This is a genomic window from Streptomyces sp. DSM 110735, from assembly GCF_016482685.1.
GTDB lineage: Bacteria > Actinomycetota > Actinomycetes > Streptomycetales > Streptomycetaceae > Streptomyces.
This window is the reverse complement of the sequence record NZ_JACYHF010000003.1, coordinates 49,726-62,445: the sequence shown is the minus strand read 5'-3', so window position 1 is coordinate 62,445 and position 12,720 is coordinate 49,726. Positions and strand designations below refer to the sequence as shown.

The 12,720-nt window shown below is 70.0% G+C and carries 10 protein-coding genes; 6 read left to right on the top strand and 4 right to left on the bottom strand.

Annotation, left to right across the window (positions count from 1 at the left end):
- Positions 1 to 83: 83 nt before the first annotated feature.
- The 4 genes from IF655_RS05710 to IF655_RS05695 form a co-directional block, all read right to left on the bottom strand.
- Positions 84 to 275: a hypothetical protein gene (locus tag IF655_RS05710; RefSeq protein ID WP_199582469.1), complete on the bottom strand. Its 192-nt coding sequence runs from the start codon at positions 273 to 275 to the stop codon at positions 84 to 86.
- A 48-nt stretch (positions 276 to 323) separates the two neighbouring features.
- Complete coding sequence (locus IF655_RS05705) at positions 324 to 761, bottom strand: hypothetical protein (protein ID WP_199582466.1); 438 nt, start codon at positions 759 to 761, stop codon at positions 324 to 326.
- 1,165 nt (positions 762 to 1,926) lie between these two features.
- Positions 1,927 to 2,937 carry a flavoprotein gene (locus IF655_RS31610; RefSeq protein ID WP_199582464.1) on the bottom strand — a complete coding sequence of 337 codons (1,011 nt, stop codon included), beginning with the start codon at positions 2,935 to 2,937 and terminating at the stop codon, positions 1,927 to 1,929.
- An 88-nt stretch (positions 2,938 to 3,025) separates the two neighbouring features.
- On the bottom strand, positions 3,026 to 4,453 hold the full coding sequence (locus tag IF655_RS05695; protein ID WP_242488570.1) for a transcriptional regulator: 1,428 nt from the start codon (positions 4,451 to 4,453) through the stop codon (positions 3,026 to 3,028).
- A gap of 962 nt (positions 4,454 to 5,415) precedes the next feature.
- On the opposite strand from IF655_RS05695, the gene IF655_RS05690 reads away from it, so the two are divergent.
- The 6 genes from IF655_RS05690 (at position 5,416) to IF655_RS05665 (ending at position 12,484) form a co-directional block, all read left to right on the top strand.
- Positions 5,416 to 6,843 (top strand): asparagine synthase, encoded by a 1,428-nt coding sequence (locus IF655_RS05690; protein ID WP_199582461.1) that lies wholly within the window; start codon positions 5,416 to 5,418, stop codon positions 6,841 to 6,843.
- Positions 6,840 to 7,565, top strand: a complete 726-nt coding sequence (locus IF655_RS05685; protein WP_199582458.1) for a lasso peptide biosynthesis B2 protein — start codon at positions 6,840 to 6,842, stop codon at positions 7,563 to 7,565. Before IF655_RS05690 ends, IF655_RS05685 begins: the two co-directional genes overlap by 4 nt.
- A gap of 107 nt (positions 7,566 to 7,672) precedes the next feature.
- On the top strand, positions 7,673 to 9,592 hold the full coding sequence (locus tag IF655_RS05680) for an ABC transporter ATP-binding protein (RefSeq protein WP_307814865.1): 1,920 nt from the start codon (positions 7,673 to 7,675) through the stop codon (positions 9,590 to 9,592).
- A gap of 29 nt (positions 9,593 to 9,621) precedes the next feature.
- On the top strand, positions 9,622 to 10,260 hold the full coding sequence (locus tag IF655_RS05675) for an HAD family hydrolase (protein WP_199582453.1): 639 nt from the start codon (positions 9,622 to 9,624) through the stop codon (positions 10,258 to 10,260).
- Between the two features lie 99 nt (positions 10,261 to 10,359).
- Positions 10,360 to 11,541 (top strand): helix-turn-helix domain-containing protein, encoded by a 1,182-nt coding sequence (locus tag IF655_RS05670; RefSeq protein WP_199582450.1) that lies wholly within the window; start codon positions 10,360 to 10,362, stop codon positions 11,539 to 11,541.
- 577 nt (positions 11,542 to 12,118) lie between these two features.
- Positions 12,119 to 12,484, top strand: coding sequence for a DUF6415 family natural product biosynthesis protein (locus IF655_RS05665; protein ID WP_199582447.1), 366 nt, complete (start codon positions 12,119 to 12,121; stop codon positions 12,482 to 12,484).
- The last annotated feature ends 236 nt before the right edge of the window (positions 12,485 to 12,720 follow it).

Below are 12,720 nucleotides of genomic sequence, written 5' to 3'. Positions count from 1 at the left end.
CTAGCGGCCCGCGTAGTTCCTCTCGGTCTTGTCTAACACCCCCTGATGCGTCCTCCTTTCGGGCGTGTACCCGCGATGCGCCCTCAGAAGTAATTGTTGTTGCACAGCACGTGGGCGCACTCGTACCAGACGAGGACGACGGGGTCGGGCTCGGTGCTGTCTTCCTCCCCGGTCCACTTCGGGTGCTCGGTCCCGCGGCGCCCTTCAGCGCGGCACAGGTGGCACGGACGCGACCGCAACCTCTGAACTTCGGACAGGTGCTTCTTCTCGGACATGCAGCTGACAGTGGCATAACTTTCACATCTTGTCCGAGGCGCTATCCCCTACTCCGGTGCCGGGAGAGATCGGCGCCGCCACCTCCGAGCCTTCCACCACATCGGCCGGTACACCTGCCACCGCTGCGGCAGATACCAGAGGTCGTCTCGGCACACGTCGATGAACTCGCGTTGGGCCAATGCCACGCGGTTGACGGCAGAGTTCACCTCATCGTTGGTGGCGCCGAGGCCCAACTCGTACAGAGCATTCATTTGGTCAAGCACTTCGTCAGCGGCGATGAGCGGCGCTGGGTTGGACACGAGGCGAAGCTCTAGGTACGCCTGGAGAAGCTCGCCCTGCTGAGCGCGCAAGCCGCGCAGGGCATCACGTACGGCGGTGGTCCCGCCGGGCCTGAACAACAGCGGTGTGCGCCGCTTGCCCACGTAGAGCATGTAGAGCTGCATCTCGTAGTGCACGCCAGCGCTGTACGTGTAGGCGTCGGTCACCGCTGATTGGAAGCGGGCATATACGAGTCGTCGCTCGTCCCGGCTCCCGAGTTGGAGCCCAGTCTTTGAGGTGAGCTGCTTCGTGACGGCGCTGCCCGCAGCCTTGGCGAGAGCAGACGCTCCAGCACTGATCGGATCTACCACGCCGCCAGTCTGCCCGGCAACACGGACTAGTGTCAGCGCAGTTACGGATCTTCTCGCACTCCACTGCAACAGCGGCCGTTGTCCTTCCTGCATGGCAAGCTTCCCCTCAAGTACATGTTCGGCAAGTGGGAGTTCTGATGGCGCGCCCCCTCGACCCTTTCACCGTCCAGCGACTCGCGTACGTGCGGTACCTGTACCGCGAAGGCATCGAGCAGAGCCGGCAACCCGCCCCGCTGCGCTCACGCGCCATCACCTCGTTCCACGACGCCGTCGAGAACTACCTCGGCGTCATCACTCAGCATCTGGGCATCGACATGGCCAAGGCCCCGGACTTCATCGCATACTGGGCGCTGATCAAGGACGAGTTCGACCTGCCGAAGAAGGACGCCATGAAGCGTCTCAACGACGCTCGCGTGGCGCTTAAGCACAACGGTACGTTCCCCTCCGCGCACCAGATCGAGCAAGCCCACCGGACCGTAGAGGACTTCTTCATCACGGTCACGCCGAAGGTCTTCGGCGTCGACTTCGACGCCATCGACATGGTCGACCTACTGACGCAGCCTGATGTCGCACGCCTGCTGCGCGAGGCGCAGACGCACGCTGACGCCGGAGACTACCCGCACGCTTTGGCCGGCGTCGCGCTCGCCTTCGACGAACTCCTGCTCCACTACGCTGGCCACTTCACGCGCCCTCGAACCGCTGTGTTCACCTTCGGACCAGAAATTGAAATCTTCGACGAGCCGCGGGTGGATGGTTCGCACGGTAGAGGCCTGAAGCGGTTGAAGAAGCTTACGGTCATCGCTGACGCTACGCAGCGTGCTCTGCGCGCGATGGCTCTGGGAATCGACTACGCAGATCTAGCCCGATTCAAGATCGTGACGCCCGTAGTGACCGGCTACTTCAACGGGAGCAGGCGCTACGTCGAGAGCGCCTGGATCAAGGCCAGAACGAGCGAAGACTACGACTGGGCCCGTCACTTCGTGATCGAGTCGGCGCTCCGAGCGGCTCGTGCCGATGAGATTCAGGGCTTGCTCAAGGCGCAGTACGACGCGAACTGGAACCCCGCCGTGTTGTTCAGCGAGCGCGAGTGGACCGGGCCCGTAAGGGTCGAAGATCCTGAGGAAGTATCGGCGCTGGAAGGCGACTTCTGACAGGCGCGGTCGGTCCACCTCCGGTCGTTCGCCCTGCACCTGGCCTCGTGACCGCCATACCCACTGGACGTGAGGGCCGGTTCCCCGTCACCACCATCGAGGCCGCGTACTCCCTCGGCCTCACCTCCAAGCAGTTCCGTGGTTGGGCGCGCCGCCGCGCCCTCGCCCCTGTCGGCACGCGGCCCAACCCCGCGCGCGGCCAGGCCCTCGCCCTGTGGGACCTGGCCGATATCGGGGAGGCCGTACGCATCCCGCGCCATGGCACGTGTCAACGGGTCTGACCAGCGGCTTGACAGAACGATCAGTGCGCGCTCATTCTGTGAGACGTTGGCATCGCTGTCCCGCAGGTCTCCCACCAGGTCCTGGGTCCCGTCGAGGACCAGGTACCACGGATACGAGCCCTGCTGACCCGGTTCGTTCGGCACGAACTCTCCATCGCCGTAAAGCACGCACACACCCATCGCGCGCAACTCCTTTATGCTCCGCTCGAACTGACGGCGCTGTACGCGGGCGGTGCTCACGCAGGGCATCCTCACGACGGGAACGCCCCTGCCGGTCGCCTCGGCGGCCACGCCCACGACGAAGTCGCGGGTGACGCCGAGCGCCCAGGCATTGATCGTGTTGAAGGTGGCCGGTGCGACCGCGATCACGTCTGCGGGCGGCCACACGTCCGGATCGGCGGGCATCTTGTAGTCGCTGCGCGCCGGATGTCCTGCGAGTTGCTCCAGGTGGGCCAGATGAGGGGCGAGCCACTGGGCGGCGGTCGGGGAGAGGCCGAGACAGACATTGAAGCCGCGGCCCTGCGCGTCCTGGATTACGGAGGCGATGTCGAGAGCGGGGCCGGCGCACGGGGCCAAAAGGTACAGCACACCGATCGTCATGCCTCTATGCGATCACACCGCGCCACGTCGTTGTGCCGCACGCCGAGGTCATGCCCGCCTCCAAGTCTGCCAGCGAACGCCTACGTTGCTAGCGGGAGGCGAGCACCTCCTCGCGGATACGCTCGCGCAAGCCGCGTCCGGCAGGCGTGTCGGCGAACGGTTCTGCTTCGCAGTACAGCTCCCCGAGTCGGTCAGTGACGCGGCGGGACTGCACAGTGCCGAGCATCACCAGGCACCGCTCCGTTTCCTCGGCTGCCCCGTCGACCTCTCCTCCGGCGAGGTACGTTCGAGCAAGCCCCAGGTGGTCAAAGGCCCTGCTGCGCTGGCGGCGGTCGGGCCGATCGGCAAGTGCAGCGACCACCAGGTCCGTTGACCGGCGGACGTGGCTGACGCGTGCGCGGCCGTCCACGTGCTTGGCTGCGATCTGGTGGGCCATGCCGAGGGTCGCGTGCAGCTCGGGCAGGTCGAAGAAGGCCATGTGCGGCTCTTCCGCGTCGGGGTTCATGTGCTCGAAGGCGTCCATGGCGCGCCCGGCGGCTCCTTCGCTCTCGGCGGTGTGGCCGAGGATCGCCTGGAAGCGGCTCTCCAGGGCGGCGAGCATGGATGTCGTTGCGGGTGTGAGATGACGCCGGGCCCCGTACTGCGCGAGGGCGACCAGGTCGAGGGCGTCGTCGGGGTGGCCGAGGTGGGACATCTGCCGGGCCATGCACTGAAGGATGTGCGCGCCGATCCGCTTGTCGTCGGCTTCGACGGCGGCGTGCAGCGCGGACACGAACGTCTTCTGGGCGGTCTTGTGGCGACCCGCGTCGAAGCTCATCCAACCGGCGACACCGGCAAGGTCGGCGGCCGCCGACCACAGGGCTTGCCCCACGGTCTCTGTGTAGGTGCTGTTCTTGAGCATTCCGACGACGGAGTTGGCCTGAGCAAGGACAGCGGCGCGGGACAGTACGCCGCCGTGGGCGTTGTCGAGGCTGCGGAAGCTGTCGGTGATCGCCCGGATGCCCTCCACCTCGGATATGCCGATATGCCTGCCGGGTGGACTCTGCGATGTGGTGTCGTCCGGATGCGACAGGGCCCACTCCTGGAGAGGGTCGAGGAGGTCAGGTCCGGCGAGGACGGTGGCGGCGTCGGCTTCTGTGCGGGTGTCGGGCAGCTCGGGCACCATGAGTTCGCTCCGGATGATCTGGCTGAGTGCGGCGATGGCAGCCGGGCGCGTCCACGGGCTGCGGATGCCGGTCTGCCCTGACTCACCCGGCAGACCGAGGTCGGCGTAGGTGAGGTCTCTGTTGGACGCGGCGCTCAGGACCTCCCGGATCAAGCGCGGTACGGGGTCTCTGGGGGTCGAGCCCTTCAGCCACGCCCGCACTCGGCTCTCGTCGGTGGCGAGTCCTGTGATGCCCTGCTGGGCGCCGCGTTGCGTGACCATGCGGGCCAGGCGGCTACGGGACATGCCGCACTGCTCCATCCAGTACGCGAGCAAGGTGTTCGGCTGCTTGTCGAGCGGGGGCCGGCCCATGCGGTTGCCTCCTGGCCATGGTCATGGCTAGCACTTCAGGTTAGGCACGGCTCATCAACTCGCCTAGGGCGGAGCGTATTTCACCGTAAAGCACCGAGGGACGCCCCGGTGTCCGGCTGGCGGTTGAGCGCCGTTGTTCGCCGGGCTGCACCGACTACCGCGTGGCCTCTCGAACGGGTGTCCTTGTGGAGCCGGGACAGCCCGGCGAGTCACGAGGAGGACCCATGGGTCAGGACCAGTCCAGCGGCACGCCCGTGCTGCTCACGGAGGACGCCGACGAGGTGACCCTCGGCCGCGACTACTCGGGGCACCGCGAGGGCTCCCAGTCGTGGTGGCAGGGCTGACGGCCCGTCGCCTCCGCTGCTCCACCGCTGAACCGGCCGTGCCAACCGGCACCGGCTGCCACACGAAGGAAGGCATCCCCATGAACGAGAACCAGACCACCGTCGAGCTGCCCGTCCTGGCGTCGGCCGACGCCGACGAGATCACCCTCGGCCGTCAGACGTTCAACGACTCCGACAAGGACAACTACTTCGAGGGCTGATCGACCGGCACCTTGAACCCGGGGGTGGTGCGGCGTGAGCCGCGCCGCCCCCGGCGCCTGTTTCGGAGAGCTGTGAAGGGGAGCGAACGGGATGGATACCCAGTGGCTGGCCGGAGGGGCGCTGGAGCCCCCGGCAGACGCTGTGCGGACGGCGCAGGTGTGGCACCCTGCCGGGATGCGCGTGCGGAAGGTCACGGCCGGACGCGTTCGGGCGGTGGTCGCCGGAGTGTGTCGGGCCGACGACACGGAGATCGGTCGCGTGGCTGCCGAGGTGGCCTACGGGCGAACCGAGGCCATCACCGGCATGGACGGCTCGTACTGGATGGTCGTTCACGACGGTGCACGCGACCGGACTGTGGTCGCTGGCGACCTTGCGGAGAGCCGTGGCCTGGCCTTTGCGCCCGATGGGCTGGGGTCGGTGTGGGCCACAGACGCAGCGCTGCTCGCGGAGCAACTCGGCCGGGGCCCAGACCTGGAGTTGCTGGCAGCTCGGATTGCGGTCGGCTCGGGGGAGCACTGGCCGCACCGGTCCGTGTGGTCGGGGATCGAGCGGGTGCCCGGCGGCCACGCCCTCATCCTGGACGAACGAGGAGCGCGCACGGTCGATGTCCGCCCCCGGCCGGACGGACGGACGCTGGATAGCGGCGCCGAGGAAGTCGGTGCTGCTCTGTGGGCGGCGGTGCACGGGTACGCGAGGGTGGCGGGCGAACGCGTGAGCGCGGACCTGTCCGGTGGCCTTGACTCGTCCACCGTGGTAATGGCGGCCGCCGAGGTGAGCCGCGTCGTGGCCGTCACCTACGGCGGACCGTACGCCGATGCCGAGGACGACCGCATGGCCCGCAAGGTCGCGGCCTACACGGGCGCCGACCACCACGTCAGCGCGGGCGGGCCGTCGAGCCTGCACTTCGCCCGCTGGCCCGAGGCCACTCCGGCGTCACCGGTCCTGTCAGTGGCGTCCTACGCACTGGACGGCGACTACCTTGCCCCGGCACGCGGGGTGTCCGCGCTTCACCTGACCGGGCACGGCGCGGACGTGGTGATGGAGTCCTCGACGGCCGCGTGGACCGCGCTCATCCAGGACGGGCAGAGGCGTAGGGCGAAAGCGGCGGTGACCGCGCTGGCGCGCCGCGTCAACTGCGCTCCGGGCCCGCTGTGGCGCGCCGTCCGCCAGAACGCACAGGGCCGTCCCCGCGCCATGCAGCGGGCGGCAGAAGCGGTCGCGCTGGGCCAGCCGCTCGGCGAGCGGGTGAGCGCCTGGACGTGGTGCCCCGTCGGCCCCGCGGCACGATGGCTGACCCCGGGCGCCCGGCAGTCCGTCGCGCACATGCTCGCCGACTCCGGCCGCCGCGAAGGCGATGTCCACGCGGGCGAGTGGGAGGACTGGTGCGCACTGCGCTACAACGGCGCGGCCATGCGCGACACGGAGGCCCTGTTCGACGAGCACGGTGTGGTCGAGGTGGCGCCGTTCATGGACAACGAAGTCGTACGGGCCTGCCTGAGCATCGGTGCGGGCGAGCGGCGCCGCCCCGACCAGTACAAGCCGCTGCTCGGCCTGGCACGGCCCGACCTTCCGGGCTGGCTGACCGGCCGCCAGAGCAAAGGCCACTTCACCCCCATGCTCTACGCAGGGCTGCGGCAGCGCCGCGAGGAGCTGCACCAGCTCGTCGACGCCAGCCTCCTGGTGGACGCCGGACTGATCGACCCGACGGCCGTACACCTTGCTCTGGACTCGGCCATCGCGGGCATCGGACGGCCGCCGCTGCCCGCGCTGGAGGCGTTCCTCATCACCTCCTGGTGGCTCGCCCGCATCCTCGCCCCGCAGCACACCACCGGAGGCATCCGATGATGCGCGTACCGCCCGGCGTTCACCGGGCCGACCTCGGCGGCGGCTCCCTCGCCGTCCTGGCCGTCCGCGACGGCACGTGGCAGTGGATGAACACGGCCACCCAGCGGGTCTGGACGGCTGCCCTGACTGGAACGCTGCCCGAGCTGACCGAGCGTCTGCGAGCCGAGGGGGTACCCGGCGACGCCGATGCCATCGTCACGGCGACCGTCGAGCAACTCACGTGCGTTGGCCTGCTGGCCAGCAGCGGGCGCGGCACGGTCGAGCTGCCGCCGCCGATGCCCGCCGCCACCACACCGGCCGCACCCGGCGCCGAGCCCCGCTGGCCGGTACGGACGCTGGCCCGGGTCGGACTGGCCTTGGCGCTCGCCATGATGCGGCTGCCACTGCGCACCCGGATGCGGCTGCTCGACTGCCTCCGGTTCCTGCCGCCCGCACCGGCCGCCATGACCGCGTCGGCGGCGGCCGCCGTCCCGCTGATCCGTCCCGTCTGGTGGCCTGGCCGCATCGCCTGCATGGAGGTCAGCCTGGCCACTGTCCTCACCATCGCCCTGCGCGGCCGCCGCGCCCACTGGGTCCTCGGGGCCCGACGCACTCCGAACGAGGCACACGCCTGGGTATGGACACCGGCCGGGGCACACGGCCTGACCGGTCGGGACTTGGACGACCCGCGCCGCCCCTGGACCGCAGTCGCGGCCGCACCCCCCATTCGCTCTCAAGGGTGAATCGGTAGGCGCGGAGTTGACGCCTCCGTGCCCTCACCAGCACCGACCCCCCGAAGACCGCGCAAACCACGATGCCGGGCAGCGGCCCGTCCCCCTACACCAGTCGGGTGACCGCAGAACCACTGCCCGTCGCCGCCGTTGGCCCCGCGCCGCTCATGCGCCTCGTGGAAGACCAACCGCGCGACCAGAACCTGATCGCCACGGCCCGTCGACTCCCGGCCGTCCTCGCCCGCGTACTCCGCCTGGCCTGGCACGCCGACCGCCGAGCCCTGCTTGCCATGCTCGCAGCCCAGACCGCCGCCGCCGTACTCTCCGCCGTCGCCCTGACGACCACCACAACCCTGATCGCGGCCCTCCTCGACGCTGCCGCCGCCTACGGCCGCAGCGCCCGGGTCGGCCCCGCCTTCCACGCGGCAGCCGCCCCGGCCGTGTGGGTCACGGCCGCACTCGCCGGAGCCGCACTGTGCGACACCGCCGCCCGCGCGGCCGCCGCCCGCCTCAGCCCGCGCGTCTTTCGCGAAGCCGACCTCCGCGTCCTGGACGCCGCCGCCTCCGTCGAGCTGATCGCCTACGAGCACCCGGGCTTCGAAGACCGCCTCGACGCTGCGGGCCGAGGCGCCGAGTCCTCCCGGGACCTCGTGCTCGACCTCCAGAGCAGCATCGCCGTCGTCGCCCAGCTCGTCGCCATCGCTGCCGTCACCGCCACCCTGAACCCGGTCCTCGTGCTCCTCCTGCTGGCCACCGCGATCCCACGCGCCTACGCATCACTGCGCGCCGCCCGCCTGGAGCACGCCGCGGTAACCGCCGCCCGCTCGGACAGCCGCCTGCGCACGACCCTGCGCGGCTACAGCACCGACCGGAACACCGCCGCCGAGATCCGCGCCGCCGGAATGGGAGGTTTCCTCTCGACCCGCTACCGGCAGGTCTCCGACCGGCTCGAAACCGAGGCCCTGTCCGCAGCCGTACGGGGGTTGCGAGTTCAGCTCCTCGGTGAAACCGTGTCCGCGCTCACCTTGTGCGGCACCTTCGCCGCCTTGGGCGCCCTCGTCGCCACCGGCCGTCTCGAAGCCGCGGCCGCCGGAACCGCACTGTTCGCGCTGCGCGCCGCGACCGCCGCCCTGACGACGCTCACCCGCGCCGCCCGCCGCATCTTCCGCACCGGCCTGCACCTGGAGGACTGGGCCGCCTTCCTCGACGAGGCCGACCAGCACCGCACCCACCGAGGCAGTCGGCCGCTGCCGGATGACGGCCCGCACATCATCAGCGCGCGCGGCCTGACCTTCCGCTACCCGGGAAGCGAGCGTGTCGCCGTCGACCAGGTCAACTTCGACCTCAAGCGCGGTGAGATCGTCGCCGTAGTAGGTGAGAACGGCTCGGGCAAGACGACTCTGGTGCACCTGCTCACCGGCCTGTACCTGCCGGACGCCGGACACGTCGCCTGGGACGGCGTCAACCTCGCAGACGTTCCGGCCTCCGATGTGTGGCGACGTGTGGCCATGACCCCACAGGAGTACACCCGCTGGCCCCTCACCGCCCGCGAGAACATCACTCTCGGGGCTCCGCGCACCGGCGACGACGAGGCCGTGCTCGACGCGGCCCACGCCAGCGGAGCCGACCACGTCCTGGACACGCTCCCAGACGGCCTGGACACCTCACTCGCTCGCTCCTGGTGGGGCGGACACGACTTGTCCGGCGGCCAATGGCAGCGGGTGGCCCTAGCCCGTTCCTTCTACGCCGATGCCGTCGTGCACATCCTCGACGAGCCCACGTCCGCCCTGGACGCACGAGGCGAGCGGCAGGTGTTCGACACCTTCCGTGCACTCGCCTCGGACCGCGCGGCCCTGTTCATCACGCACCGCCTGGCCAATGCCCGGCTCGCCGACCGCATCGTGGTCATGAAGGACGGCCGCATCAGCGAAGAGGGCACCTACCAGGAACTCCTCAACAGCGGCGGCCTGTTCGCTGAACTGCACCATCTCCAGGAGGGCGATGCGGACGCGGAGGCTCCCGGCCCCACCCGCCGTTGAGGAGTCCGATGTCCCCTAGGCTCGGCCGGGTGATTGACACAGTTGTGTTCGACGTCGGCGAGACGCTCACCCGGGACGACCGCTACTGGGCATCCTGGGCCGACTGGCTCGGCGTACCCCGCCACACCCTGTCCGCCCTCGTCGGAGCTGTCGTCGCCCAGGGACGCGACAACGCCGACGCGCTGCGGCTCCTCCGGCCGGGTATCGACCTAGCCGCCGAGTACGTGGCTCGGGAGGCCGCTGGCCGAGGTGAGTGCCTGGAGGAGGGTGACCTCTACGACGACGTCCGGCCTGCTCTCTCCGGACTCCGGCGGGCCGGGGTGCGTGTCGTCATCGCCGGGAACCAGACCGAGCGCGTCGGGCAGCTCCTGCGCGGGCTCGATCTGCCTGCCGACGTCATTGCCACGTCGGGGGAGTGGGGGGTGGCCAAGCCCCAGCCGGAATTCTTCCACCGCGTCCTCGACATCGCCGAGGCACCCGCCGTCCGCACCCTCTACGTCGGCGACCACCCCGCCAACGACGTGATTCCGGCGGCCGCGGCCGGGCTGCGGACCGCGCATCTGCGCCGGGGCCCGTGGGGCAACCTGTGGGCCTCCGGGGACGTGGCGAAGGCAGCGGACTGGCGTATCGACAGCCTGATGGACCTGCTCGACATCGCCGCCCGCTGAACAACGAAACGGCCCGCCAGAGATGGCGGAGTCGTTCGCGTACCCGCAGCGCCTGTCTGCGAGTACCGTTCGGCATGGATGAGCCGAACTGGAGCAAGTATGGCCACACTTCCCTATCCCGGGGTAGGCCGTCGGATCGCTTATCAGCGGCGGCTGGCGCGGATGACCCAGCAGCAGCTCGCGGACGTGGCGGGAGCTTCCCTCGGTGCGGTGCGCAAGATCGAGCGAGGCGAACGGAATCCCAGCGAGGAGATGCTGGAAGCGTTTTCCGACGCCATGGGCGTGGACGCGGCCGTACTCAGGTATGACGCCGAGCCGACCCGCACGTCCGTGCACGCGGCGCTGCCCGACCTGTCGGCCGCCATCGCCACGTACGACCTGCCCGAGGACGGACCGGTGCGCCCGCTGAGCGCGCTGGGCGCGGCGGTGAGCGAGGCGGCCCGCTGGCGTGTGGCCGCGCAGTACACGCGGATCGCCCGTCGCCTGCCCGACCTCCTGGCAGAGCTGGCCCGCGCCTACCACGCGGCGTCCGGAGCCGACCGCACCGAGCTGGCGCAGCTCCTCGTGCGCGCCTACCGGTCGGCCGACGCCGTCGCCTACAAGTTCGGCGCCCGCGACCTGAGCGCCCGCCTCATCGACCTCATGCGCTGGGCCGCTGCCGAAACGGACGACCCGCTCACCGCCGCGACGGTCGCGTACGTACGCACCGAGACCTACTTCGCCGCCCGCGCACACGCGGCCGGGCTGCGCGCTCTGGAGCAGGCCCTCGACAAGGCACCAGCGCCGGACGGCACCCGGCAGGTCGCGGCGCGTGGGGCCCTGCACATGCGGGCCGCCGTCATCGCAGGGCGCGCGGCCGACGCCGCAGCCGCGCAACTCCACATGGCGGAGGCGCGGGTCCTGGCCGACCGGCTGCCGGAGAGCGTCTACTGCGGGACCGCGTTCGGCCCGGACTCGGTGCGCGCCCACGAGGTGTCAGTGGCGGTGAGCCTCGGCCGGGACCACCTGGCCCGCGCCCTGGACGTCGCCCACGAGTGGAAGCCGCCTGGTGACCTTCCGGCCGAACGGCAGTCCGGGTTCTACATCGAGCTGGCCCGCGTACAGCTCTGGTCCGGGCAGCCGGACCACGCGTTCGAGTCCCTGAAGGTCGCCCGCCGCATCGCCCCCCAGCACACCCGCGAGCATCCATGGGTCCGTCAGGACGTCGCCGTGATCCGCCGGTTGAAGCGCGCCGACGCCGAGTCCCTCTCGAACTTCGCCGAGTGGTGCGCCGCGTCCTGACCAAGTACCCCTAGGTACCCCTCGCTGGGGTACTTCCAGCCTTCCTCGGCCCTCACCATCTGTTGCAAGCGCAGGACTTGGCGGAGGGGACACGGGAAATGCAGGAAGCACGCACGCCCCCGACGGTCGTCGACCGTCGCGTGAGCGTGGTCCGCCTTCACGGTGAGGCGTGCTTCGACTGCGGTGCCGTGAGTCGGCCCCTGCGCGACGCGGACGAGGTTGTCGTCCAGGGCACAGACCGTGTCTGGCCGGTACGTAGCTGCTGCCGACCTCTCACGCTGGCCTTCCGCCCGCGCTCCGCAAGTGCCGAGCCAGACCCGGCGGGCCGCGTCACCGGCCCCGGGGGTGGCCAGCGCTCGAAACAGCGAGGGAGCGTCGACATGAAGCACCGTACCGCCTTGGGTAGAGCACGTACACGCCGCCCGGCGATGACCATCAAGGTCTACACGGTCACGCGTGACGGGGTCGTTACCGCGCCGTGCGCCACCGTGGCCGTCCCCTACGGTCGCAAGACCGTGCCCGGGAGTTCCGCACTTCCGCCCTGCGCCTGCCCGATCCACCGTGCGGAGCGCGTCCGGTGAACGGCACGACGACGAGAAGGCCCTTCATCACGGGCATCACGCGCGCCGGGGCCTCACTGTTCCTGGACCAGAGGACGCTGCCGCGTTACGGCGTCGTGCAATCCTTCGAGGCCGACTTCCGGGCAGCGCTTGCAGAGTTGATGCCGCGTCTGGAGGAACTGGCCGCCGAGCGGCCGGACGACGACACCGCTGCGGAGGCAGTCCGGGTAGCGCTCGCTGAAGCCCGAGACCGGCTCTCCGAGCAGGAAGCACCGGGGCTGCAAGGCGAGTTCGTGCGGGTAAAGCGTCTCGCCACATCGGTGGTCCACATGTGCGAACACCTCGACGGCGCTCAGCAGCCTGGGCATGTGCCCGCTGTGTGATCAGCCGATCAAGCACGGCGATCCATGTGAACTGGATGCATGGATCGGCCGCGTGCACTGCCTCTGTGCGGCCCCCGTCCGTCGATCCTGACGGCGACCGTGCTGCCCGGCCGGCACGGGGCGCCATGACGGCCGCTTCTTTACGACCAGCGTGTCTGGCTGGATCACCTTACGAATACCTGGATGGTCTGAAGGCCCTGGCCGCCCGCTTCCCGGTAGCGGAAAGCCAGGACCCC

Bases quoted from the DNA above. Each gene is read 5' to 3' on its own strand.
- IF655_RS05710 (WP_199582469.1), bottom strand. From the start codon at position 275: ATGTCCGAGAAGAAGCACCTGTCCGAAGTTCAGAGGTTGCGGTCGCGT.
- IF655_RS31610 (WP_199582464.1), bottom strand. From the start codon at position 2,937: ATGACGATCGGTGTGCTGTACCTTTTGGCCCCGTGCGCCGGCCCCGCT.
- IF655_RS05695 (WP_242488570.1), bottom strand. From the start codon at position 4,453: ATGGGCCGGCCCCCGCTCGACAAGCAGCCGAACACCTTGCTCGCGTAC.
- IF655_RS05685 (WP_199582458.1), top strand. From the start codon at position 6,840: ATGATGCGCGTACCGCCCGGCGTTCACCGGGCCGACCTCGGCGGCGGC.
- IF655_RS05670 (WP_199582450.1), top strand. From the start codon at position 10,360: ATGGCCACACTTCCCTATCCCGGGGTAGGCCGTCGGATCGCTTATCAG.